This window comes from Thalassobacter sp. HA4-2 (genome assembly GCF_055693705.1).
In genome coordinates this window covers 2941929-2965394 of sequence record NZ_JBVFUK010000001.1, presented here as the reverse complement: position 1 = coordinate 2965394, position 23466 = coordinate 2941929, and the positions used below count along the sequence as shown (strand labels likewise).

Annotated in this window: 19 protein-coding genes, 1 tRNA gene and 2 pseudogenes; 3 read left to right on the top strand and 19 right to left on the bottom strand. The window is 63.3% G+C overall.

The genetic code is table 11. From position 1 onward, the window contains the following. Positions 1-41: 41 nt before the first annotated feature. From ACZ1G0_RS15115 to ACZ1G0_RS15105, 3 genes are all read right to left on the bottom strand, one after another. The gene (locus ACZ1G0_RS15115; RefSeq protein WP_472737693.1) at positions 42-869 is read right to left on the bottom strand and encodes a carbohydrate ABC transporter permease; all 828 of its coding nucleotides are present in this window, start codon (positions 867-869) and stop codon (positions 42-44) included. Beyond that, positions 866-1744: a carbohydrate ABC transporter permease gene (locus ACZ1G0_RS15110; protein ID WP_472737692.1), complete on the bottom strand. Its 879-nt coding sequence runs from the start codon at positions 1742-1744 to the stop codon at positions 866-868. The genes ACZ1G0_RS15115 and ACZ1G0_RS15110 overlap by 4 nt, the downstream gene beginning before the upstream one ends. 70 nt (positions 1745-1814) lie before the next feature. Next, entirely contained in the window at positions 1815-3143 is a 1329-nt protein-coding gene (locus ACZ1G0_RS15105) for an ABC transporter substrate-binding protein (protein ID WP_472737691.1), read from the bottom strand. A gap of 105 nt (positions 3144-3248) precedes the next feature. Between ACZ1G0_RS15105 and ACZ1G0_RS15100 the strand changes: the two genes are divergently transcribed. After that, complete coding sequence (locus ACZ1G0_RS15100) at positions 3249-4007, top strand: HpcH/HpaI aldolase family protein (protein WP_472737690.1); 759 nt, start codon at positions 3249-3251, stop codon at positions 4005-4007. A 108-nt stretch (positions 4008-4115) separates the two neighbouring features. Here the strand turns inward: ACZ1G0_RS15100 and ACZ1G0_RS15095 are convergent, their stop codons facing one another. From ACZ1G0_RS15095 to hisD, 14 genes and pseudogenes are all read right to left on the bottom strand, one after another. Continuing rightward, positions 4116-5201, bottom strand: a complete 1086-nt coding sequence (locus ACZ1G0_RS15095; RefSeq protein WP_472737689.1) for a DUF1513 domain-containing protein — start codon at positions 5199-5201, stop codon at positions 4116-4118. 1 nt (position 5202) lies between these two features. Beyond that, entirely contained in the window at positions 5203-6201 is a 999-nt protein-coding gene (locus ACZ1G0_RS15090; RefSeq protein WP_472737688.1) for an imelysin family protein, read from the bottom strand. Next, a complete protein-coding gene (locus ACZ1G0_RS15085; protein ID WP_472737687.1) occupies positions 6198-7754 on the bottom strand; it encodes a di-heme oxidoreductase family protein in 1557 nt (518 codons plus the stop codon). Before ACZ1G0_RS15085 ends, ACZ1G0_RS15090 begins: the two co-directional genes overlap by 4 nt. A gap of 117 nt (positions 7755-7871) precedes the next feature. Further along, entirely contained in the window at positions 7872-9131 is a 1260-nt protein-coding gene (locus ACZ1G0_RS15080) for an imelysin family protein (RefSeq protein WP_472737686.1), read from the bottom strand. 12 nt (positions 9132-9143) lie between these two features. Further along, a complete protein-coding gene (locus ACZ1G0_RS15075) occupies positions 9144-9626 on the bottom strand; it encodes a hypothetical protein (protein ID WP_472737685.1) in 483 nt (160 codons plus the stop codon). Positions 9627-10147: 521 nt separating this feature from the next. Then, positions 10148-10224 (bottom strand) — tRNA-Met (locus ACZ1G0_RS15070). 74 nt (positions 10225-10298) lie between these two features. Beyond that, positions 10299-12494, bottom strand: a complete 2196-nt coding sequence (locus ACZ1G0_RS15065; RefSeq protein ID WP_472737684.1) for an NB-ARC domain-containing protein — start codon at positions 12492-12494, stop codon at positions 10299-10301. Between the two features lie 162 nt (positions 12495-12656). After that, positions 12657-13486 (bottom strand): annotated as a pseudogene (yghU, locus tag ACZ1G0_RS15060) (glutathione-dependent disulfide-bond oxidoreductase). A 37-nt stretch (positions 13487-13523) separates the two neighbouring features. Beyond that, on the bottom strand, positions 13524-14516 hold the full coding sequence (locus tag ACZ1G0_RS15055) for an Ldh family oxidoreductase (RefSeq protein ID WP_472737683.1): 993 nt from the start codon (positions 14514-14516) through the stop codon (positions 13524-13526). A 66-nt stretch (positions 14517-14582) separates the two neighbouring features. After that, positions 14583-15761 carry a UxaA family hydrolase gene (locus ACZ1G0_RS15050; protein WP_472737682.1) on the bottom strand — a complete coding sequence of 393 codons (1179 nt, stop codon included), beginning with the start codon at positions 15759-15761 and terminating at the stop codon, positions 14583-14585. A 12-nt stretch (positions 15762-15773) separates the two neighbouring features. After that, complete coding sequence (locus ACZ1G0_RS15045) at positions 15774-16064, bottom strand: UxaA family hydrolase (RefSeq protein ID WP_472737681.1); 291 nt, start codon at positions 16062-16064, stop codon at positions 15774-15776. Between the two features lie 17 nt (positions 16065-16081). Beyond that, on the bottom strand, positions 16082-17053 hold the full coding sequence (locus ACZ1G0_RS15040; RefSeq protein WP_472737680.1) for an alcohol dehydrogenase catalytic domain-containing protein: 972 nt from the start codon (positions 17051-17053) through the stop codon (positions 16082-16084). Beyond that, positions 17050-17805, bottom strand: a complete 756-nt coding sequence (locus tag ACZ1G0_RS15035) for an SDR family NAD(P)-dependent oxidoreductase (RefSeq protein ID WP_472737679.1) — start codon at positions 17803-17805, stop codon at positions 17050-17052. The genes ACZ1G0_RS15040 and ACZ1G0_RS15035 overlap by 4 nt, the downstream gene beginning before the upstream one ends. Before the next feature lie 3 nt (positions 17806-17808). Further along, a pseudogene (gene hisD / locus ACZ1G0_RS15030) lies at positions 17809-19118 on the bottom strand (histidinol dehydrogenase). A gap of 173 nt (positions 19119-19291) precedes the next feature. On the opposite strand from hisD, the gene ACZ1G0_RS15025 reads away from it, so the two are divergent. After that, positions 19292-20317, top strand: a complete 1026-nt coding sequence (locus tag ACZ1G0_RS15025) for a LacI family DNA-binding transcriptional regulator (protein ID WP_472737678.1) — start codon at positions 19292-19294, stop codon at positions 20315-20317. A gap of 6 nt (positions 20318-20323) precedes the next feature. On the opposite strand, the gene ACZ1G0_RS15020 is transcribed toward ACZ1G0_RS15025, so the two are convergent. Together ACZ1G0_RS15020 and ACZ1G0_RS15015 are read right to left on the bottom strand one after the other, a co-directional pair. After that, positions 20324-21985 carry a flotillin family protein gene (locus ACZ1G0_RS15020; protein ID WP_472737677.1) on the bottom strand — a complete coding sequence of 554 codons (1662 nt, stop codon included), beginning with the start codon at positions 21983-21985 and terminating at the stop codon, positions 20324-20326. A gap of 36 nt (positions 21986-22021) precedes the next feature. Beyond that, complete coding sequence (locus tag ACZ1G0_RS15015) at positions 22022-22687, bottom strand: YqiJ family protein (protein ID WP_472737676.1); 666 nt, start codon at positions 22685-22687, stop codon at positions 22022-22024. Between the two features lie 113 nt (positions 22688-22800). Here ACZ1G0_RS15015 and ACZ1G0_RS15010 point away from each other — a divergent pair, with 113 nt between their 5' ends. Further along, the gene (locus ACZ1G0_RS15010) at positions 22801-23391 is read left to right on the top strand and encodes a helix-turn-helix domain-containing protein (protein ID WP_472737675.1); all 591 of its coding nucleotides are present in this window, start codon (positions 22801-22803) and stop codon (positions 23389-23391) included. Positions 23392-23466 lie beyond the last annotated feature (75 nt).

Below are 23466 nucleotides of genomic sequence, written 5' to 3'. Positions count from 1 at the left end.
CACCGCTTCCGTCGCACCAAAGGTGCGCAAAGTGTTAGATGTCATCGAACAGCTCCCATTGTCATGCCTTGTACGAAGTATTTGCGGATCATCAGGGCCAGCACGAACATCGGGGCCATGATGATGATGCCTGCCGCCGACAACAGGTTCCAAAGGTCCCCTTCCTCGGCCTTGAACAGCGCAAGGCCGATGGGCAGGGTCACGGCGTCCTTGTTGGTCAGGATCAGCGCGAACAGGAATTCATTCCACGCGATGATGAAACAAAAGATGCCAGAGGTCAGAAGGCCGGGCGCCGCCATGGGCAGGACGATGTTCTTGATCACCTGCACGCGGGACGACCCGTCGACCATCGCGGCCTCTTCGGTATCAAGGGGGATGCCGTCGATGAACCCTTTGATCATCCAGATCGCAAAGGGCATCACGATGGCAAGGTTCACAAGGATCAGGCCAAGGCGCGTGTCCAACAGGCCCAGATCGCGGAACATCACAAAGAAGGGCAGAATGATCACCACCGCCGGCACGAATTGCGTAGCCAGAATGATCACCAGCATCGTGGTTTCCCCGCGCAAGGTGAAGCGGCTGAATGAATAGGCGGCCAGCGTGGCAATCGGGATCGCAAAGGCCACGGTCACAAAGGCCACGATGGTGGAATTCCACAGTTTGTCGCCCAGGTTGTAGGGCGACTGGAACACGGTGACGAAGTTTTCCAGCGTGGGCGTAAAGAACAGTTTCAACTGATAGACGTCCACAAGGTCTTTGAATGCCGCCAGAAAGATCCAGATGATCGGGACCAGCATCACAAAGATCGCCAGTAGGATCAGGACGACGTGGAGCGCGCCCCAGAGTTGCTTTTTTTGCTTGCCGGTCATTGTGTGTTCTTCCGAAAGACGAATTTTGCATAGGCGAAGGTCAGAAAGATCATCGGGATCACCATCAGCCACGCCACCGAGGCCGAGTAGCCGATCTGCCCGTATTTCATCCCGTTGAAATAGATGTAATGCGACAGGGTCTGGGTCGCGGTGCCCGGCCCGCCGTTGGTCAGCATGAAGACTTGGTCAAATGTTTTCAGGCTGAAGATGGATTTCAGGATGATGACCACGGCCAGCACAGGGGCCAGTTGCGGCAGGGTGATGTCCTTGAACACCCGCCACCCGCTGGCACCATCCACCTGCGCGGCCTCGATCGTGTCTTGCGGCACGGAGGCAAGGCCGCCGATCAGCACCAGCGTCAGGAACGGGATCCAGCCCCAGACATCCGCCATCACCACGACCGCAAAGGCCAGTTGCGGGTCGGCCAGCCAGCTGACATCGGCCAAGGGCGGAAAGATCACGCCGAAAAAGGCGTCGAACAGGCCAAACTCGGGGTTGAACATGAACCGGAACGACACCCCGATCAGCGCGGGGCTCATGGCGAAGGGCAGGATCAACAGCGCCTGCGCGCCGGACCGCAGCCGCCCCCCGGGGGCCAACAACAGCGCCAGACCAAGCGCGAGGATCGTCGTCAAAGCCACCGTGACCAGCGTATACATCGCCGTCACATAGACAGAATTCCAAAAGGCGGGCTCATCGAAAATGGCCCAGGCGTAGTTTTCCCAGCCAAGGTATTGATCCAGCGACCCGGGGCGGTTCAACCGGCCCACGGTAAAGGACATGCGGAAGGCTTCGGCCAGGGGCCAGATGGCGGTCATGAACACCACCAGAATGGCAGGCAAAACCAACACGTATTTCAGCGTATTGTCACGCATGACGCGGCTCCGGGATATGCAGGCAAAGGGGGTGTCGGGCGCACAGCGCGCGCGCCCGACGGGGGAGTGGTTACTCGATCCGACCTGCGCGGCGCAGAACGCGGTTCGCGCGATCAGCGGCGGCTGTCATCAGCTCTTCGACGTCACCACCTGCGGCGGCTTCGGCGATGGCAGCGGACAGAAGGTCACCGACCTCGGGCCATTCGGGGATCTGAGGCATGATGTCAGATTCCCGCAGCGAGTCCCAAGCAGCGGATTGGATACCATCGTTGGCCGCGTTCACATCCGGGTCCTGCAGGGACGAGATATGCGTGACCACGTTGTTGACGATGGTCTTGCCGCCCACTTCACGCTCGATCGCGTTGGCCTTGTCCATTTCGGGGTTGGACAGCCACTTCAGGAATTCCCAAGCCGCGTCCTGGTTCTGGGAATACTCCGAGATCGAGAAGGGCATGGAAATCGCGTAGGTCTTGGTCACGCCATTGTAGGACGGCATGCCAGTGAACGCGACCTGATCCTTGGTCAGCGTGCTGCTGTCGGGGTTGAAGAAGCCCGAATAGGCCCACCACCACACAGGCATCATCGCGGAATTGCCCTGCATGAACGACTGGCGCGCGTCCTGTTCGACAAAGGCCAGGGAGTTGGGGTTGGTCACCTGATGCACAGTGTGCAATTCGATATAGTCCTTGGTGGCCTGAATCCCCTCGGGCTTGGCCCAGGCGGCGGTGCCATCTTCGTTGAAGATTTCCGCACCTGCGGCCCACAGGAAGTTCAGCCAGATGAACAGGTTCTGACGGTTGCCGTCGTTGTTGTAGTACAGCGCCAGCGGGGCAACGTCAGGGTTGGTTTCCTTCAACTCCTTGCCGATGCGGATCACGTCATCCCACGTCTTGGGCGCCTCGTCGATCAGGTCTGCACGGTAGAACATCAACTGCGGGTGCGCGCGCAGCGGGAAACCGAGCGTCTCGCCCTCGTACTGCGCAGACCGCGCGAAGGCAGCCGGATAGCGGTCCATGGAAATGCCATCGCGCGCCATCAGATCGTCGATACGCTTGATCCAGTGGGCGTTGGGCGGGCCCCAGCTGTCGAGGTAGTTGATCACGTCAAAGGTGCCATTGGCGGCGATCCCTTCGGCGTTGATCTTTTCCTGCAGCGATCCAAAGGGGATGAACGTCCACTCGGTCTCGATCCCGGTCAGGTCCGTGAATTCCTGATCGCGCAGCATCAGCCCGTCGAACTGGGGTGTCACAACGCTCAGGATGTTTAGGGTTGTGCCCTCAAAGGGTTTGCCCGGCAGCAGGTTGTAATCGATGGTGTGTCCGTCCGCCGTGGCGGCCATGGGCGTAAGCGCCAAGGCTGCCGCAGCCGCGGTCGCGGCCAAAAATGTCCGTTTGTGCATGTTTTCCTCCCGATCAAGCACGAATCTGATTCGAGTATACCCATTGTGAATACGTATTCAACGGTTATGAATAGGTATTCACAGACCATGTCACCGGAGGACCCCATGCGACCCAACCCACTACGCACCCTGCTGGCGCAGCAAAAGCCTATCGTAAATGCGTGGCTGTCGATCCCGTCCCCCTATCTGGCAGAGGGCGCGGGACATCAGGGGTTTGACGCCGTCACGGTTGATTTGCAGCACGGCATGATCGGGTTTGAGACAGCCGTCACAATGTTCCAAGCGATCTCGGCCACGCCTGCGGTGCCCTTGGTGCGCGCCCCCTCGGACGGGCCCGAGGGCATCATGCACCTTCTGGATGCGGGGGCCTACGGCGTGATCTGCCCGATGATCTCGACCCGTGCCCAGGCCGAACGCCTGGTCGCCGCCTGCCGCTATCCGCCCCATGGCAACCGCTCCTTTGGCCCGGCGCGCGGCAAGCTTTATGGCGGCAACGACTACTTCGAAAAGGCCAATGGGGAAATCATGGCGATCCCCATGATCGAAACAGCCGAGGCGCTGGGGAACATCGACGACATCCTCTCGGTGGATGGAGTCGATATGATCTATGTGGGCCCGAACGATCTGGCGCTGGATCTGGGGCAGGCACCGGGGGCCGAGATCACGCCCGGGCCCACATCAAACGCGATCGCCCATATCCTTGCCCGTGCCAAGGCCGCAAACGTGCCGACAGGTATCTTCTGCGGCAACGCCGCGCTGGCCAAACAGCGGTTGCACGAAGGCTTCGATCTTGTCACCCCGAACAATGATTTCAATCTTTTGATGGCGGCCATGACGCAGGCGGTCACGACCACCAAGGGCTAGCCCCGCCCTGCGGCGCACCGCCCGAGGGTCCATTGTGTGAAGGACGCAGACCCGCGCGACTGGGGCTATGGCCGACGCGGTATCGCCGCACGTGTCGTCGACTGGCTGTCAGCCGTGACCCGAAACAGGCACGAGGTGGTTGTCCCATTGCACGGGTGCAGTGCGCAGGCGGGGTGGGGCCGCGCCTGTGATGGACTCCAGTCCACCTGTCCCCGAGGTCAGCACGAACCCGTCGCGGGTTGCGGCGACACCGCACACGTCCCTGATCCGGCGCTCCTGCGTGATTTGTCGGGACGTCGCATCATAGAGTTGCACGCGACCGCCCCGCGGGGATGTCACGGCAATGGCCTTGCCGGCGGCCACGTAAGCAATACTGCCCACGTATCCCTGCATATCGCGCGACTGGTCTGGGCTGGCTTTCACCAGGGCGAGCCTGCCCCCACGGCGATGTTGGCCGACAAGGGCCGGGGCAACGCCGTCCCCCTGCCACTGCATCCCGAAGGCGACGTCGCCGCCCGGCGAGACGGCCAGATGCCGAATCGAGTTCTTGTGCATCTCGGGGGGCAGTTCGACCGCCTCGATGACAGCGCCATCTTGGACATAAGACAGGTTCGGTTTCATCGTGGGGATGTTCAGCTTGGTGCGGCCCGTGTCGGGGTGCGTGTCGATGCCACCGTTTGCCACGACCAGAACGTCAGAGTTTGGCAGGCGTTTGATGTCATGGGGGCCGATGCCGCCGCTGTCCCACTCGTCAATCCGACGGTAGCCTGCCGCGACGTCCCAGACACCGATCCGTCCGCGCCCTGCCTCGTAGTCGTTCTCGGTCGTGTAGAGCAGGCCACCCTCCGCAGAGAATGCGCCGTGGCCGTAGAAGTGGCGGCCAGCGGGTGCGGCGAGGGTCGCCTTTTGAATGCCCGTTGCGCAGTCGATGACCACGGCGAATGTGCCCGGCCGCCGGGCAAAGGCCACCGCTTCGGGCTTGTGCGGATGGGCGGCGGCGGCATGGCCACGGGCGGGAAGGGGGCGTTGGAATGTGACAGTCAGGTTCGCATCAATGCCGCACAGGACATAGGTGCGATCCGGCAGGGCGGCGGCGGACAGGAACGCCGGTGATCCGGCATCCGCCCAAGTCGGTTGGGGGATCAGACCCGCGGCCAGCAGACCCGCCATGAACCGACGTCGCCCCGCCTGCATCTTAGTCCCCGTCCAGTGCATTGAAGCCCGCCGCGACACCGAGTGTCGGGCCAAGCTGTGTCTGAACCGTGGTGCGGATGGTCCCAATGGCCTGGCCGATGACCTCGACCCGGAGGCGGGCCTGTGGGTCCGCAACGCCCGCAAAGACCGGGTCGCCCAGGGCCTCCAGCTTGCCGAGGGCGTCTAGGAATTGCCGATCAAGGGTTTCTGACAATGCGGCATCGGCCACCGCAAGATGCGCTGCCAAGTCCTGCAAGGACCCAAGGCTCAGCGCGACATGACGCAGGGACCGCCCGGACCTGCGGGCCTCGGCCCGGGTGGGTCGGGGCCGGTCATAGGTGCCAAGGGGGCGGCCAAGGCGGCTGTCCTGGGTGAATTGCAGCCCTGCGGTCAAGGCACGCAGCATCTCTTGCAGGACTTCGGCGTCACTGCGGTAGGTGGCGCCCGGGCCTGCGGACAACAGGACGTCCGCGTAGGTGTCCCAGTCCGCGCGGATCGCCCCGGACGTGGCGGCGATGTCGGCGGTGACGGTGCGCACAAGGGCGCAGTGGTACGCCCCGGGCTGCATCAATGCATCATCGTACAGCAGGAATTCCAGCGCATGGAACCCACGGGCCGCGATGGACACTTCGCCGTAGGCTTGCGGGTCAAGGCCGATGGGGTCTTTGTCAGCGATCAACCCGGCCAGCGCCCGTGGCGTGGCCCCGCGACTGTCGGGCCAGAAGGCGAGGGCGAAGGCGCGATCTTCCACTTCCGTCGGGCCGAATCGCAGGTGCGATGCGGACACCCAGGCATCGAAGGCCAGACCATAGGCGGTGCGCAGGTCTGCGGAGGTTGGATCACAGTTCTGCCCCGCTGCTTGCGAAAGTGCCTGAGACGTCGAGGCCAGCGCCTCGAACCGGGGCAGGATATGGCCGTCGATGATGTCCGGGATGGACGGGTTTGCAAGGGCGGCACAGGGGGCACAGGCGACCGTGAGGGCCAGTAGGAAACGTCTCATAGGCTCTCCAAGAATTTCAGCAGGGCTGCGCGGTCCGTGGTGGGCATGTTCACCACCGCGTCGCGCTGCGCCTGTGCCTCGCCCCCATGCCACAACACCGCCTCCAACAGGGACCGTGCGCGCCCGTCATGCAGGAAATAGGTATGGCCGCTGACCTGTTCGGTCAGGCCGATGCCCCACAGGGGCGGGGTGCGCCATTCGCGGCCCGTGGCCCGTGCCTCGGGGCGGTTGTCGGCCAGTCCCGGTCCCATGTCGTGCAACAGCATGTCGGTGTAGGGCCAGATTAGTTGAAAACTCTGTTCGGGCTGATCCTCAAGACGGTGGGTGACGAAACTGGGCGTGTGGCAGGCGGTGCAGCCTGTGGAATAGAACACCTCTTTGCCGCGCAGCACTTGGGGATCATCCACATCGCGCCGCGCGGGCACCCCAAGGTTGCGGCTGTAGAAGGTCACAAGGTCCATGCCCACGGCGTCGATCTCGGTGCCCCGGGGCTTATCATTTCCGTGGATCGCGTCCTGACACAGGGTTTGATTGGCCGTGCATTCGCCAGCGCCCGCAGGGAACAAGGGGTTGGAAATACCGATATCCCCCGCAAAGGCGCCAGCCGATTGCTGCATCACGGTGGGATTGCCCGCCTTCAGGCCAAAGCGGCCCAGCATGGGCTGATCGAATTCGACGGACCAGACGACGTTGGGGCGACCCGATATGCCGTCGCCATCCAGATCATCAGGGTCCGCGCCCGCAAGGATATCGGCGGCCGGGATCGCCTCCAGCAGGCCAAGGCCGATCATCTGGGGGGCCACCCTTGGGGACAGCATCGCGCCGTCGGCCAAGGGGCCATAGCCGAGGCTGTCGGCGGTAAAGGTCGGGTGGCGCAGGGACACTTCGGTGCCATCGGCCAGCGTCACGACCTCTTCCTCGTAGGTCACCCCTAGCGCATATTCGGACGCATGGCCCTGCACGGCAAAGTCCTGCAATTGCGCACCATAGGTCGGGTCGGGCAGGGTGGCGATGTAGTCTGCGATCTCGGCAAGCCTTGCGTCATCGGGCACACCGTCGGGATCCATGATCGACACGCGCAGGAACATGGAAATCGCGTTGTCCTCGGCGTTTTCGGGCGGGTGGCCCCGTCCGTCCTTGATATGGCACCGCTGGCAGGACCGGGCGTTGAACAGCGGCCCCAGACCGTCCGAGGCCATGGTCGATGACGGCGACGACACCCAGAGTTTGCGGAACAACCCGTTGCCCAGTTTGAACTCCAACTCGTCCTCGAACGTGATGTTGCCAGAGGGCAGCGAAAAGGCGTTGGCGTCTGGCCGGGCTCGCACCGTTGCCGCCCCGGCAGAGCGTTCTTCGAACCGTTGGGCCTGACCGAAGTCGGTGGTGGGGGCCGTCACGCGTGCGATGCGTTCGGCCTCTGCGGCTGTGCGGGGGACCACGTTCAGGTGTGGGTCAGACAGATGCGCCCACGGGTCCGCCGTATCCGCAAGACCGGCAAATGAGACGGCGCAGGTGGTGGCGACAAGACCGATCAGAAGGGGCTTGGAGGCCATGGCAACGGCTTTCGAATAGTGTTTAACAAGGCAATAAGCCCCTTTGGACCGGGGCCTATCAGGTTTCAGGTCGGATGCGGCCTTGGCCGATGGCCGCACCCTTTTGGCGACCGGGCCCTATTGGAAGACGGCGTCCGGATCATCGAGGGAATCGGACCCTTCGATCCCGACCCCGTCCACGCCAAGGGCGGCAATCACCCGCTCGATGGACCGGGTCTGGTCGATCAAGCCGTTGACGCCGCCCATGATCAGCGCCTCGCCCGCGGCATTGCCCCGTTCCAGCATCTGGTCATAGGCAAAGCCCGCCTCTGCCGCGATCTTGATACGGCCCAAGGCCATCACGGCGTCGGCCAGCTTGTCTTGCATCTCGGTGTCCAGGGCCGCGTCGGTTTTGGCCACAAGGTCAGACAGGGACGGCCCCGTCACCAGTGTGCCGTCCACGCGGATGTATTCACCCAGGTAGACATTCTGGATGCCCACGCCGTTGTAATAGTGGTCGTTATGGGTGTTGTCGGCAAAGCAGGAATGTTCTTCCTCAGGATCGTTCAGCATCACGCCTAGGCGCATCCGCTCACCCGCCGTTTCCCCATAGGACAGGGATCCCATGCCCGTCAGGATGGCGGACAGACCGGCATCGGCGTCGGACATCAGTTCGGCGCGGGCCTCGCCGCCGATCGCCCAGGCACCCGCCATGTATTCCAGGTCGGAGATCAGCAGGTCCGTGGCGGCGGTCAGGTATTCCCCACGGCGGTCACAATTGCCGTTCGTACAGGCGTCCCCCACGGCGTAGTCGGTCCAGGGACGATCCCCCGCACCGGTGCCGTGGCCGTTCAGGTCCTGGCCCCACAGCAGGAATTCAATCGCGTGGTAGCCTGTGGCCACATTGGCTTCGACGCCATCGGCCTCTTGCAGGGTGTCTTCCAGCAATGCGGGCGTGATGGTCGTCGCGTCGATCTCTTGTCCCGACAGTGTGAAGGTGGGGTTGGCGATCACGTTCAGCGCGGCAAAGGCGTTTTCGTCGGACGGGCCACCGTAGGAGGCATCGACGTAGTCGATCAGCCCCTCATCCAGCGGCCATGCGTTCACCTTGCCTTCCCAGTCATCGACGATGGCATTGCCGAACCGGAACACCTCGGTCTGTTGATAGGGCACGCGGGCGGCCAGCCACGCGGCGCGGGCGGCGGTCAGGTTCTGGGCGGAGGGGTCCGCGACCAACGCGTTTACGGCGGCCTGCAACCGCTGGGCCGTGATCAGGCTGTCGCCATAGTTGGCGGTGGCGATGTCGGCATAGGTGCCCAGCACGTCCGTCGTTTCAACCGCCAATGCAGGTGCCGCAAGGCCAAGCGCAATGGCCGTGGTAAGAAGGTAGGTTTTCATGGGTCTGCCCCTTTAGTGAAGTGTTTTTGGTGTTTCGTGTGAACGTGTTGCGGGGCCTCTGGGGGCCTTTGCCCGCATCCGCATGAAGGCGTGGCCGACATCGGCGGCGAGGGATGCGATCAGCGGGGCCACGTCGGGGCGCACAAGCAGCGTCGCGATCAACATGGCGTCTTCGCGCGGCCCCGTTGCCGCCGTGGCGATGAAGTGGGCAAAGCAGGACTCGTCAGCGCCGAGGCACCGGCACCGAACCGAATGCCGCATCAACGGACGACGCCCATGGCGCGCGCATAGGGAACACAGGTCCTCAAACGACTTCAGCGCCTTTCGCCCCCGATCCGGGCCAAGGCAGGTTGCAAAATCATTCCAAACCTGTGCCTGAGCCTCCGGGCCGTCGGTCCAAAGACGCAGATAGAGGACCGATGCAGCCTCGATCCCCTCCAGTTCGGTGATAAGACCGACAGGTGCGCCGCCGGATTTATGACCCTTGGCGCTCATCGCGCGCGATCCCGCGCGGCACGGGTCGTGGGCGCGGGTGTCTGGATGGGCGGCATCGCGTGAACGGTCATGGCGACACCCGGTCCGGTTCGCACAAACAGTCCGCAAGCCACAACGCGCAGAAGATGTCCTCCGCTTGTGTCGCCGCGGCCAAAATCTCGAACCTGTCTGCCTGCATAATGCGCGCAGTCGGCAGTGGCGCGCCTGTATCGGTGGGTCGCCCCCGGGGGTCTTGGTTCGGCTGCATCGGCACGTCCTCGCATGAGTACTGTCGGGCTTCCCAACGTGGACTCGGGTGGCTTGACGTGCCATAAATCTGAGTGAAGTTGTCGGAAATGTCAATCTGACAAAATTAGTCAGACATTGGGACAGAGTGCACCATGCACAAACGGTCGGCTCAAGTCACACCATCAGGCAGGGCCGCTGGCGGGGGAACGGCCCGCACCTGCAAGCTGATCAAGGATATGGCGGCTGAAAACAAACAAAGCCCCGCAGTTTTCACTACGGGGCGTTTGTTGAATTGGTTGCGGGAGTAGGATTTGAACCTACGACCTTCAGGTTATGAGCCTGACGAGCTACCAAGCTGCTCCATCCCGCGCCAATGGGTGTCACCTACCCCCGGGGGGCCCGAGTCGCAAGGGGCCGGGGCCGGAAATCTGAAAGTTTTTTGGCTCAGACGATGGGGATGTCCGACAGGTCCATCAACGGGGCGGTGGGGAAGGTTTCGGCGAGGTCCCGCCGCGCGTCTACGTCGATCCCATAGGCGTTGCACAGCGTGATCGCCTTCGCCTCCCACAGGCCGGTGTTGCCGGTTGTCCGAGCTTGAATGAAATAGGCGCTGATCAACCAGTCTGCGGCGTTGCGGCGTGTCTCATGGTTCGGATTATCATGGAACAGATCTGCGGCAAGGCTATGCGCCTCTTCCAACAGGGGAAGCGCCCGGTCCATCGCCCCCACGCGCAGATACCGGCCCCCCAACCCAAAAAGCGAGATCACCAATTCCCGCTGCCCCGGAATCGCCACGCGCCAAATACGCAAGGCCTCTGCAAGCCCGCGCAATTCGCCCGTCACATCCCCCATCTGCCCCGCGACATAGGCGCCAACATACCAAGAACGGGCGATACCCGCATGCCCCTCGGGCAAAAGGTCGATGCGCAACTTCTGCGCCACACGGATCAGCAGCGCCGCCTTGGGCCACGCCGCCTGCACCCCGCGCTCTGCCTGCCCTATCCGCACCTGCGCCGCCTGCATCAGGCGCGTGGGATAGTCTTCGCCGTCCGGGCGATGCTTGCGGTCCAGCCACACCGCTTGCGCAACCAAGGAAATGGCCTCCTCCACTTCCCCAGCGATTGCAAGCCGTTGACCAAGATTCCCGGCACCTAGGGCAAACTCTCGGTCATGCTCTCGATGAAGCGCGCGCTTCACGTTCCAACTGCCACGCAAGCACTCCAAGGCCCCTTCCTTATCATCCTGCGATCCCATGAAGGCACCTGATTGGTTCAACAGAGACCCCATCGCCTCTGTCCGTGGCGCGTTGTCCGTAGCCCACAGGGCGCGGACATGGGGCGTCAGCAGACGGCAGGTTGGCCATTGCTGGCTCAAGGTTACGCTTTTCTTGCCACCCGGATACTGCGCCATCAAAATCGCCGCGGCCACGCATCCAACCTTTGCCGCCTTGCCTTTGCGAAGCACTGCGGCGGTCATCCGGTGCATGGCATAGCCCCCCGCCGCGTCTTTCGTCAGCAGGTTCAACCTTCGCGCCGCGACGAAGGCCATTTCGACCCGTGCCGCATCCTGTGCCAAGGCCGCGACCTCTGCCGGGATATCGCCCGCATGTTTGTCCCACCATTGGCCCCCCGGCGCGTCGCTGATCAAGGCGGGCACCAACCCCTCTGCCGCCCACCACGCGCAGATTTCCACCACGCGGCGGGCGTCCTCGTCGAGCGCCTCCCAAGACAGGCTGACCGCCTCGGCAAGCGAGTCTCTATAGCCTATGGGCATTTTTTCGGCGATGATCTGTCCCATCCGGCTGCGATAATCGCCATAGGACCGGCCGGTATCCCTGATCAACGCCCCTGCGATTTTCAGCGCAAGGGGCAGGCCGCCCAGGTCCTGCGCAAGGGCCACGGCGGACCCGTCATCGGGCGCCCCCGCCTCTCGCAACAGCAGTTGCACCCCCGCGCTGTCCCTGTCCTGCGTGGGCAGGGGGCCGATGGGCACGGGGGCATAGCCCGGCCACCCGTCCTTCCGGGTGGTCAGGATGATGTCGACATGCGCGCCTGTGGGGATGATGTGTTCCAGCACCGAGGCGTCCCACACGTTGTCATAGACCAACAGCCAGCGGCGGTTCGTATCGGTGCTGATGGCGTGTGCAACATGGCGCGCCATGTCCTTCCCCGCGCCCTCGGGGATGGTCAGGCCAAAGGCCGTGCGTCCGGCGGCGTGTAGATCTTCATGGGCAGAGGTCGATTGTGCCGCGTCGATCCAAAGGGTCTGGTCATAGCCCGTGGCCGTCGCCATGAAGGCGCGCGCGAGGGTCGTCTTGCCCAGCCCTCCGGTCCCCGACACCACCGCTTGGCCTTGGATCACGGCGCGCCCCTTGGACCCGCCGAGGGCTTGGCTCAGGTCCGAAAGGGCCTTGTCCCGCCCCAGCACTTCGCCCTCCGCCAAAGGCGCGGACGCGGGGAGGGGTTTGGATTTCGCGGCCTCCTCGGCGGCTATTTTGTCATGGCGTTTTTTGCGCCGCGCGCGAAAGCCACCCGCTGCGTCTTTGATCGTCTCGCGAAAGAGACCGAGAACGGCGGCGGCAGCCGCAGTGACGGCCGCGATGCCAAGCGTCGTTGGATCGGTAAAATCTAAACCAAACATCCCATCACCCAACCACATTTCCCGGCTTGGTCATAGCGCGAACGGGTCTGCTTCTGGCCATGCCTGCGAAGGGGTCGCGCGCGCGGGCTTGAACCCCCACCTGCGCCGGACCTTGCACGGGTTTGGGGCGACTCGTGCGGGATCGTGCACGAGTCGCGGGGGCTAGATCAGGCCGTCGAAATCGCTGGCGGCGTGGCGCTCTTGCAGCAGGCCCTCGCCCTTGCGGTTCACGATCTGGCCCCGTTTGACCGCCGGGCGGGCGTCCATTTGTTCGGCCCATCGCAGCACGTTTTGGTATTCATGGACGCTTAGAAACACGTCCGACTCCGGGTAGGCCCGGCCCAGAACGAAGCGCCCGTACCACGGCCAGATCGCCATATCCGCGATGGTATAGTTCGGTCCCGCCACATATTCCGACTGCCCCAGACGCACGTCCAGAACGTGCAATTGTCGTTTGGTTTCCATGGCATAGCGGTTGATGGGGTATTCAAACTTTTCCGGCGCATAGGTGAAGAAGTGGCCAAAGCCGCCGCCCACGAACGGCGCGCTGCCCATCTGCCAGAACAGCCACGACAGCATCTCGGCCCGGCCCGCGCCGCCGTCCATGAACATGTCGAACCGCTCGCCCAGATGCATCATCATGGCGGCGGATTCGAATATGCGCACGGGGGTGTCGCCGGACCGGTCCACCATGGCCGGGATCTTGGAGTTTGGGTTGACGTCCACAAAGCCGGACCCGAACTGTTCGCCTTCCCCGATGTTGACGAACCACGCATCGTACTCGGCCTCGGTCACACCGGATTCTAGTAGTTCTTCCAATAGGATAGTGACCTTTTGGCCGTTGGGCGTGCCCAAGGAGTACAGCTGGATCGGGTGGTCGCCCACAGGCAGGTCCCGGTCGTGGGTCGCCCCGGAAATGGGCCGGTTGATGGAGGCCCACTGCCCCCCGATGCGTCATCCCAAGTCCAGACTTTGGGGGGTGTGTAGGTCATGGTCTTCTCCCAGTGTTTTCTGGAAGGTAGGGCGAAGTCAGCCGCCCGCCAAGGCCTTGACCTGTTCGATGTAGGCGGTGGGCACGTCGAGGCCCTGCGCCTTGGCGCGGGCCATGGCGGACAGGCGGCGGGTGCCGGGCAGGCGCGCGCCCTCCAGCCCTTCGATCAGGCCCAGCAGTCCTTCCAGCCGCGCGCCGCTGTCCCCGTGGGGACGGATGGCGATGATGGTCTGGCCGACGCGAGGGGCGGCCCCGTCGGCGGCAAAGAAGGACGTGGCCTCGTGGCTGTGGGCGGCCCCTGTGAACACGCTGGCGAGGATTTCCACGATCAAGGCCAGCGAGGTGCCCTTGGCGTCACCGATGGGGGTCATGGTGCCGGCAAGGGCTGCCTCTGGATCGGTGGTCGGCTTGCCGTCGGCGTCTAGCGCCCAGCCCTCTGGTATTGATTTGCCGGACTTTTTCGCGTTCATCACCTTGCCGCGCGCGACCTTGGACAGGCTTAGGTCAATGACCAGCGGGTCGCCGTCGCGGGGGGCGGCAAAGGCGATGGGGTTGGTCCCGAACACGGGCGTAGCAGCCCCCCATGGGGCGATGGCCTTGGGCGTGTTGGCGACCATCAGGGCCATCAGACCGGCCCGCGCGATACGGTCCACTTGTACCGACAGCGCCCCGCAATGGTGAGAGTTCGTGATGGCCATTACGGCGATGCCCTGGGCATGGGCCAGCGGGATGCCCGCGTCCAATGCGGCGTCCAGCGCTGGATATGCGAACCCGCAATCGGCGTCGATCAACAGGGACGCGGGGCCCCGTTCCGTGACCGTGATCCGTGCTGCGGAGTTGACCTTGCCCGACTTGGCCTGGGCCACGTAATCGGCCACGCGGCTGAAACCATGGCCCACCTGACCCTCGGCTTCGGCGGCGACGAGGGCTGTGGCGGTGGCGCGGGCCTGCGCCTCGGACACGCCGCCCGCCCGCAGGGCAGCTGCGATCAGGTCGGTGGCGTCAGTCAGGCTGATGTTCGTGGTGGTCATGGTGCATCATCCCCCGCACATAAAAAGGGCGTCCCCGTGGGGACGCCCAATCGGTTTACCCGCACCTTAGGCGGAGCGGTAGAGCTTGGTCATCGAGAATTCCCGGTGGCCCAAAGCCTCGGCGGCGGTGTTGCGCCCGTTGGCCGTGCGGCGGATCATTTCGATCAGGGCGTCGCCTGCCTCGTCAATCGTCTGCTCGCGCCGCAGGATGCCGGACACGTCCACGTCCACATGCTCGCCCATGGTGCGCACGGTGCGCGGGTTCGCGGTGATCTTGATCACGGGCACGATGGGGTTGCCGACCACGTTGCCTTGCCCCGTGGGGAAGGTGTGGATCACGGCGCCACCAGCGGCCATCAAGGTCACACATTCCGCAGCCGCCGAAGACGAGTCCATGAAGTACAGACCCTTGCCCGAGGATGGCATTTCCGCCGGTTCCAGAATGTCGATGTACCGGGACGTGCGCCCGATCTTTTCGAGGTTGCCAAGGGCCTTCTCCTCGATGGTGGTCAGGCCGCCTTCGATGTTGCCCTTGGTGGGCTGGCTGTCGGACAAGTCATCCGTCTGGTGCGCGAAGATCACATCGTCCTGATACGCCTTCCACATCTTGTACCAACGCTCGCCGACCTCTTCGTTGATCGCGCGCTTCTGGCAGATGTGCTCGGCACCCGTGATCTCGGAGGTTTCACCGAAGAAGCCGGTGATCCCTTCGGGCAGCAGCTTGTCGTACATGTTGCCGACCGTGGGGCAGGAGCCGAGGCCGGTGGTCGTGTCGCTCTCGCCGCATTTGGTGGAAATCCACAGCTCGTTGATCGAACATTCCTCGCGCTGCACTTCGGTGGCTTGGTGGACAAAGTCCTTGGCGGCCCAAGATGCGGCGCGGATGGTTTCAAAATCGCCCTTCTGTTCGATCGAGAATTCCGCGACCTGCTTGCCGGTCTTGCGGATGCCGTCGGCGATGCGCTTGGTCCAGCCGGGTTCGATCCCGATCACAACGACCGAGTGCACGTTGGGGTTGGCCCCGGTGCCGATCATGGTGCGGAAGTGCAGCTCCAGATCTTCGCCAAACTGCAAGCGGCCATAGGCGTGGGGGATCGCCATGGTGCCCTTGACGTTGTTCGCCACAGCCTCGCAGGCCGCGTTGGAGATGTCGTCTACAGGCAGGATCAGAACGTGGTTCCGAACGCCGACGCGGCCATTTTCACGACGGTAGCCGTGGATGGTGATGTTGGACAGATTTCCCATTGGTCTAATTCCCTACCAGCGTTTCGTTTTGCAGTTGTGCGTGTGGACGTGTTCGCCTTGGCCGATGTCAGCAATGATCTTGCCGATGTCTTCGCCGTATTTCATGGCCGTGTCCCCGTCCTTCAGGTCCACCAGCGCAACCTTGTGGCCGATGGGCACGTCGTGCTTGGCGGTCAGGCGGAACGTGGAATTGTCATGGGTGATGCAGCACAGCATATCGGTGCCCGCTTTCAGCCCCTCTACGACGACAACGCCGACGTTGTCCCCTTTTTCGTGGACCAACAGGTGTGGAATTTCGGACATGGATGTCTCCTCCGGGTTCATGGTTTTAGAATGATCTTGGGGCTGGCCACGCGGCCCGCCCGGATGTCTGCAAAGGTCTGCGCACCGTCGGATAGGGCGCGGGTGTCGGTCCAGTCCAGCGGGCCAAGGGTGCCTGCGTACATGGCCGCACAGGTGTCTTTGAAGTCCTGCATTGTGTAGGTGTAGGTGCCGATTACGGTGATTTCCTGCAAGGTGATGCGGCGGATATCGAGGCCCGCAGTCCCGCCGCCCAACCCGATGTGCAGCAGGACCCCGCCGGGACGGGTGTGGGCTGATGCGGTGGCGCGGGTGGCATCGTATCCCACGCAATCCACGGTGATGTCGAATTCGCCCTGCGCCTCGGCCACGACTTTATAGGTCGCGGTGCGGGCAAGGTAGGCGCGGCGGGTGTCGTTGGGTTCCACCAGCGTCACGTCCATCACACCTTGGGCGATAAGGGACACGGCGGCCGCCACCCCGATGGCCCCGCCCCCGATCACAAGGGCCCTGTCGCGGCGGGCGTCGGCCATGGACGCAAGGCCTAGCCGGATCGCGTGCCAACTGACGGCCACGGGTTCTGCAAGGCTCGCCTTCTCAAGGCTGAACCCATCGGGCACCGTGATCAGGTTCGACCCCGGCATGGCCACGTATTGGGCAAAGGCCCCTTGGCGCGGCGGCATCGAGATGATCTGGCGCGTGCGGCACAGGTTGTCCCGCCCGGACGTGCAGCCGTCACAAACCCCGCAAGACACCAGCGGGTTGATCGTCACACGCTCCCCATCCCTTGGGCCGCCCTCGATTGTGCCCGCAGCCTCGTGCCCCAGGATCAGGGGGGCGGGGCGGCGGTCGTCATGGCCCAGATAGGCGTGCATGTCGGACCCGCAAATCCCGACGCTGTCGATGCGGACAAGGTGCTGGTCGCCCACCACAGGGTCATCAGTGTCGCGATAGTCAAGACCCTCGGGCCCGGTGTAAACAAGTGCCTTCATTTCGCAGTAAACCCCCCGTCGACCATCAAGGTCTGGCCAGTGACATATTGGCTAGCGTCCGAGCAAAAGAACAGGACCGGGCCGTCGATGTCCTCGGGCTCTCCATTCCGCCCGATGCAGGTTTGCGCGGCGTTGCGGGCGGCGCGGTCTGGGTCGTTGAACACGGCCGCCGTCAGTTCGGTGCGAAAGAACCCCGGGCCTATGGCGTTGACCATGATCCCGTCTTTGGACCACGCCTCCGCCATGGCGCGGGTCATCTGGGCCACCCCACCCTTGGACGCGCCATAGGACAATCCGCCCGGGAAGGCGCGGTGCGATTGGAGGGAAGCGAAGTTGACGATCCGGCCCCACCCTTTTGCGCGCATACCGGGCACAAGGGCTTGGGACAGGAAGAACGGCACAGCGAGGTTGAGGTTCAGGGTGATGTCCCAGCCGTCCGGTGTGATGTCGTCGGCCATTTCGCGGGTGTTGATGCCGGCGGCGTGGACTACGATGTCCGGCGCGCCAAAGGGCTCGGCTGCTTGGGTCGCAAGATCGGTCAGACCGGTGCGATCCGACAGGTCCCACGGCAGGGCATGCATGGGGCTGGGTGCCTCGCTCATCAGGGAGGCGAGGGGTTTGGTGCGCCGCGCCACACCCACCACCGAGGCCCCGCATTGCGACAGCACCAGCGCCGCGCGCCGCCCAAGGCCAGAACTGGCCCCCGTGACCAAGGCCACGTGGCCGGTCAAATCTGGCTGCCACGTGGTCACGGATCACCCCTCTTCCGCGCTGAGGTCGAAGTTTTCGCCGGGGAAGTATTTGGCCAATCGGATGTCTGCAGTGCGGGCGTGACCCTCCATCCCTTCAAGACGGGAAATGCGCGCCGTCGCCTCGGCAATCGGCTTGGCCCCTTCGCGTGTGGACCGCTGCCATGTGACGATCTTCATGTATTTGTGCACGGACAGACCGCCCGTGTAGGTCGCCGCACGGCTGGTGGGCAGAACGTGGTTGGTGCCCGATGCCTTGTCGCCAAAGGCCACCGTCGTTTCTTCGCCCAAGAACAGGGACCCGTAGCAAGACAACCGATCCAGCCACCAATCCAGATCCTCGGCCTGCACGGTCAGGTGTTCGGGCGCATATTCGTCGGACGTTGCGGCCATTTCTTCGCGGTCCGCGCAAACGATCACCTCGGCATAGTCGCGCCAAGCGGCGGCGGCGTTGTCGCGATTCAACTCTGGCAGGGCGTCAATCAGGGTGGGCACGATGCTCATCACCTCTTGGGCCAGTTCACGGTCATCCGTGACCAGCCAGACCGGCGAGTTGTAGCCGTGCTCTGCCTGTCCCACGAGGTCGGCGGCCACGATCATCGGGTCGGCGGTGCCGTCCGCAAGGATCAGGCTGTCCGTGGGGCCTGCGAACATGTCGATGCCGACCCGTCCGAACAGGATGCGCTTGGCCTCGGCCACGAACTGGTTGCCGGGACCCACAAGGATGTTCGCCTCAGGCAGGCCGAACAGGCCATAGGTCATGGCGGCGACACCCTGCACACCGCCCATAGCCATGATCTTGTCCGCGCCGCAGATGTGCGCGGCATAGACGATGGCGGGTGGCACGCCCACACCGGGGCGGGGGGTGAACAGGCGACGATGTGGTTCACGCCGGCGACCTTGGCGGTGGTCACTGTCATGATCGCGGAGGCGATGTGGCTGTAGCGCCCGCCGGGCACGTAGCAGCCCGCGGCGTTCACAGGCATCACCTTTTGGCCGCACACCATGCCGGGGACCAGTTCCACCTCGACCGGAGCCAACGTGGCCTTCTGCGCCTCGGCAAAGCGTTTGACGTTGTCGTGGCTGAATTCGATGTCGCGTTTGATCTTTTCGGGGACCTGCGCGATGGCGGCCTGAATTTCAGCGTCCGTCAGGATCACGTTGCCGTCGTACTGATCGAACTTGGCCGCGTATTCCATCGCCTTGGCGTCGCCGCCCGCCTCGATATCGGTGAGGATGCCTTGCACGATGTCGTGGACATCGGACGATCCGCTGGATGGGGTAAGAGAGGCTTTCTTCAGGTATTCTCTGGTCATCGGGCGCTATCCTATCGATCAAAAACACGTGTCGAGAGGACCCAAAGGCCTGCACAGCGGTTTCTCGCGATGTCCTCCCGTCGCCTGTCACAGCGATTCGAGATTAGGTGTAAGCGCTTACATTTGATCACGCAAGCGCTTACATTCGCCGCACCGCAGCGCTATAAGGGGCCATGACCGATTTGCCCCCTGTTCCAACCTTGGCCGATGTGGCGCGTCGCGCGGGCGTCTCGACGGCGACCGTCTCGCGGTGTCTGAACTCCCCGGGCCAAGTGGTCGAAGGTACGCGCAAGCGCGTCATGGCCGCCGTCACCGACCTTGGATACGCACCCAATTTCAACGCCCAGGCCCTTGCGGCCAAGCGCACCAACACAATCGGTGCGATCATCCCCACCATGGACAATGCGATTTTCGCCCGTGGCATCCAAGCCTTTCAGGAGGAGTTGGGCCTGCACGGTTTGACTCTGCTGATCGCAAGCTCTTCCTACCGCGAGGATCTGGAGCTGGCGCAGATCCACACCCTGGCCGCGCGGGGGGCTGATGCCCTGTTGCTGATCGGCTATCACCGCGCGCCCGAGGTTTATGCCTTCCTGCAAAAGCGCAAGATCCCCACGCTGGTCTCTTGGGCCTATGACGCGGGATCGCCGCACCTGTCGGTGGGGTTCAACAACAAGGCCGCCATGGCAGGCCTAGCGCGCCTGGCGCTGGACATGGGGCACCGGCGGGTGGGTTATATCTCGGCGGACAGTGACAACAACGACCGGGCGCGCGACCGGATTGACGGCGTGCGCATGGCCATGTCGGACGCGGGTCTGGGGCCGTCGGATATGGTGCTGGTCGAGACGGCCTATGGCATCGACACCGGCGCGCGGGCCTTTCGGCAGATCATGCAGGGCGAGACGCCGCCCACCGTTGTGCTATGCGGCAATGACGTGCTGGCCGTCGGGGCGATCCGGGCGGCCAAGGACATGGGCCTGCGCGTGCCGCAGGACGTGTCGATCACCGGGTTCGACGACATGGAACTGGCGACCTTGGCCGATCCCGCCCTGACGACCGTGGCCGTGCCGCACTGGGACATGGGGCGCAAGGCGGCGCAAACCCTTGTTCAGGTCGTGGGGGGCGCGACGGACGTGGCCAGCGTCGAGGTTCAGACAGAAATAAAGCGGCGCCAGAGTTTGGCGCCGCCCTTGGGATCGTAATTCGACCTACGCCTTGGGGGTGGTCTGGTCTGACGGGTCCGTCACCTTCGGCGGGTCCGCCGCAATGACATTGTCCGCGATGGACGCCACACCGTTTTCCAGACTGATGCCCAACTCCTTGCCCAAGGCCTGCATCGCGGGCATCTGCAAGGCCATGCCCAAAACGGAATCCAGTGCTTGGTTCACAGGTGTCCCGCCGTCCCCGCCAGAGGACCCGGGTGCGCCGCCGCCCATGCCCGTCACCTGATGGATCTTGATCGAGTCGATCTTTTCCGCAGGTTTCACCATTTCGGCAATGATGGCGGGCATCGCCTCTAGCCCCGCAAGGCGGACCTTCATGGCGATGATTTCGGCGCTCAACTCGTTTTCGGAATTGGCGATGGCGGTCTGACCTTCGGCGGTGGCCAGCAAGTCGGCCTTTTTCGCCTCGGCGCGGATGGTGATCGCGTTGGCGTCGGCCTGCGCCTCTTCCAGCAGGGCGGCGGCGCGGTCGCTGGCGGCCTCCTTCTCGGCTTGGGCGGACAGGCGGATGGCGGTGGCCTGACGCTCTGCCTCTTTCTCGGCCTCGATCAGGGCGATCTGCTTGGCCCGCTCTGCCTCGGCCACGGCGCGGGCGGTTTCAATCGCCTCTGCGGCTTTCTTGGCTTCGGCCCGGGCGGTGTCGGCTGAGGCACGCGCTTGGCTTTCCTCTTCGGACTTGCGGGCGATGATGATTTGGCGTTCCTGATCGGCGACCTCCAACTCCCGCTCCTTGGCGATCTCGGCTTCGCGGATGGCCCGCTCGCGTTCGATCTCGGCGGCGCGCACGGCCCGCTCCCGCTCGATCCGCGCCTCGTTCTTGGCCCGGTCCGAGGCTTCCTGATTGCGGGCGATCTGCGCCTCTTGCTGGGCTTGCAGGGTCTGGATTTCTTCCACCTGCTTGATCTCGGCCTGCTTCTGCTCGCGCTCGATCTGGTACTTGCGCTTTTCCGCCTCCATCTCCGATTGGGCCACGGACACATCGGCCTCGGCGGTGATCTCGGCCCGCTGCTTGCGCGAGGTGGCGATCACGGCGGCCAGTTTCTGCATACCCACGGCGTTGAAGGCGTTGTTCTCGTCAAGACTTTCGAACGGCGTCTGGTCCAGCGCGGTCAGGGACACGGCCTCCAACTCCAGCCCGTTTTTCAACAGATCCTCGGAGATTGCGTTCTGCACCTCTTGAACAAAGCTGGCGCGGTTCTCATGCAACTCGTCCATGGTCATCTGTGCCGCCACGGCGCGCAGACCGTCCACCAGTTTGCCTTCGATCATCTCGCGCAGTTGATCCACATGGAACGTGCGATCCCCAAGGGTCTGGGCCGCGCGGGAAATCCCCTCGTCCGTGGCATTGACCGAGACGTAGAATTCCACGCCCACGTCCACGCGCATCCGGTCCTTGGTGATCAAGGATTGCTCGTTCACGCGGGCCACTTCAAGGCGCAGGGTCTTCATGTTCACGGGGGCGATTTCATGCAGGAACGGCACGACGATCGTACCGCCGTCCATGATCACCTTGCGCCCACCCGAGCCTGTTTTGACAAGGCTGGTTTCCCGGGTGGCCCGTTTGTACAGCCGCGCCATGATCAGGCCGATGAACAGGATAAGGCCGACGATAATCGCGACGATGGTCAGAAGGGGGGTAAAGGTCATTGAGACTCCTTGGTTGGTTTGAAAAGCGGAAGAGGCCTAGATGACAAAGAACTTGTCGCCCCGTTTGCGAATGACGGTGACGGTCGCGCCTTGGTCAAAGACGGCGTCGTCGGACAGGGGTTCCACCCGCAGGTAGTGGGTGTTGCCGTGGCGGTCCTTGATCTTGACCTCGGCTGGCTTGCCGCGCCGGGCGGACCCTTGGGTGATGGTGCCCGAATGGCCGCCCAGAAACCGGGTGCGCATGGCGCTGGTTTCTGTTTTGGGCATGATCAGGGCGACCCAATTGGCGATCACCCGGGTGACGGCAAGGGCGGGAATCATCGCGGCGAGGCTGGCGGCCAGCATCGGCAGGGGTGCCCCGAAGGCACCCGAAGCCACCGATTGCAGGATCAGGCCCGCAAGGCCGAACAGGGTCAAAAAGGACACCAGCCAGATCAGAAATGGCACATCCCGCGCCCCGATCCACGACAGCACGCCCGTGGGTGCCTCGGCCGCATCCATGGTGACGTCCGAGGCGCCCAGGTCCAGGTCCCCCGTCAGGTCGAAATCTGCATCCACGTCGATATCCGGCCCTTCGCCACCCAACCCCAAAACCGTTGCCCCCAACAGGGCAGAGGCGATTTCCAGCACGAAAAGCACCCCTGTCACCGCAAGGGCTGCGGCAAACGGCAGGGATTGAGGTGCGAGGAAGAGTTCGATCATGGACGTCCTTTCAAGTAATACATAAGCAGGATAACATATTTGTGAAGTTATTTATATACAAAAACGCAATCATGTGTATTTATATCTTACGAAACCTCTGGCCTAGGACCCATATGCCGGACTTTAAGACCCAACGACAACGCGCCCGCCTGCTGGACCGCAGCGCCGAGACCTTGGCCGGGATCACCATCCCTGAAAAGGGCTGGATCGCTGCGATGCGCACCGCCATGGGCATGTCCGCAGAACACGTGGCCCGCCGCAAGGGCGTGACCCGCCACGCCATCTACCAAGCCGAACGCAGCGAGTTGGAGGGGGCGGTGTCGCTCAAACAAATGGAGAATATCGCCAAAGCCATGGGCGGTCGGTTTGTCTATGCGATTATCCCCGACGCACCCATCGACCAGCTCAAGTACCGCCACGCGATGCAGCGCGCCAAGCGAGAGCTGCCGTCTGAGCCAGGCGTCACCACGTGGACCCGGGACGAACAGCTGGATTGGCTGGACGACCGCGCCGCCGAACTGATGCACGACATGCCACCGGATTTTGGGATGTTCTGGACGACGACCGGTGATGCGAATGGTCATCTAGGTGTCAGTGGTGAGCCGTGCGGGGTTCGAACCTGCGACCCACTGATTAAAAGTAAGTTCTTCGGGTATTTCTACACTATTCCATACAACGCTAAGAGGCCCTATAAGATATTGTAAATAATATCATTTTAGAAGTTCCTCACTAACTGTTTTACTATGTAGCAGCATGCAAAAGCACACAGGTTGGGTGCT

Excerpts from the sequence above, each read along its gene's own strand:
- ACZ1G0_RS15115 (WP_472737693.1), bottom strand. The coding sequence starts at position 869 with ATGACCGGCAAGCAAAAAAAGCAACTCTGGGGCGCGCTCCACGTCGTC.
- ACZ1G0_RS15110 (WP_472737692.1), bottom strand. The coding sequence starts at position 1,744 with ATGCGTGACAATACGCTGAAATACGTGTTGGTTTTGCCTGCCATTCTG.
- ACZ1G0_RS15105 (WP_472737691.1), bottom strand. The coding sequence starts at position 3,143 with ATGCACAAACGGACATTTTTGGCCGCGACCGCGGCTGCGGCAGCCTTG.
- ACZ1G0_RS15100 (WP_472737690.1), top strand. The coding sequence starts at position 3,249 with ATGCGACCCAACCCACTACGCACCCTGCTGGCGCAGCAAAAGCCTATC.
- ACZ1G0_RS15095 (WP_472737689.1), bottom strand. The coding sequence starts at position 5,201 with ATGCAGGCGGGGCGACGTCGGTTCATGGCGGGTCTGCTGGCCGCGGGT.
- ACZ1G0_RS15090 (WP_472737688.1), bottom strand. The coding sequence starts at position 6,201 with ATGAGACGTTTCCTACTGGCCCTCACGGTCGCCTGTGCCCCCTGTGCC.
- ACZ1G0_RS15085 (WP_472737687.1), bottom strand. The coding sequence starts at position 7,754 with ATGGCCTCCAAGCCCCTTCTGATCGGTCTTGTCGCCACCACCTGCGCC.
- ACZ1G0_RS15080 (WP_472737686.1), bottom strand. The coding sequence starts at position 9,131 with ATGAAAACCTACCTTCTTACCACGGCCATTGCGCTTGGCCTTGCGGCA.
- ACZ1G0_RS15075 (WP_472737685.1), bottom strand. The coding sequence starts at position 9,626 with ATGAGCGCCAAGGGTCATAAATCCGGCGGCGCACCTGTCGGTCTTATC.
- ACZ1G0_RS15065 (WP_472737684.1), bottom strand. The coding sequence starts at position 12,494 with ATGTTTGGTTTAGATTTTACCGATCCAACGACGCTTGGCATCGCGGCC.
- ACZ1G0_RS15055 (WP_472737683.1), bottom strand. The coding sequence starts at position 14,516 with ATGACCACCACGAACATCAGCCTGACTGACGCCACCGACCTGATCGCA.
- ACZ1G0_RS15050 (WP_472737682.1), bottom strand. The coding sequence starts at position 15,761 with ATGGGAAATCTGTCCAACATCACCATCCACGGCTACCGTCGTGAAAAT.
- ACZ1G0_RS15045 (WP_472737681.1), bottom strand. The coding sequence starts at position 16,064 with ATGTCCGAAATTCCACACCTGTTGGTCCACGAAAAAGGGGACAACGTC.
- ACZ1G0_RS15040 (WP_472737680.1), bottom strand. The coding sequence starts at position 17,053 with ATGAAGGCACTTGTTTACACCGGGCCCGAGGGTCTTGACTATCGCGAC.
- ACZ1G0_RS15025 (WP_472737678.1), top strand. The coding sequence starts at position 19,292 with ATGACCGATTTGCCCCCTGTTCCAACCTTGGCCGATGTGGCGCGTCGC.
- ACZ1G0_RS15020 (WP_472737677.1), bottom strand. The coding sequence starts at position 21,985 with ATGACCTTTACCCCCCTTCTGACCATCGTCGCGATTATCGTCGGCCTT.
- ACZ1G0_RS15015 (WP_472737676.1), bottom strand. The coding sequence starts at position 22,687 with ATGATCGAACTCTTCCTCGCACCTCAATCCCTGCCGTTTGCCGCAGCC.
- ACZ1G0_RS15010 (WP_472737675.1), top strand. The coding sequence starts at position 22,801 with ATGCCGGACTTTAAGACCCAACGACAACGCGCCCGCCTGCTGGACCGC.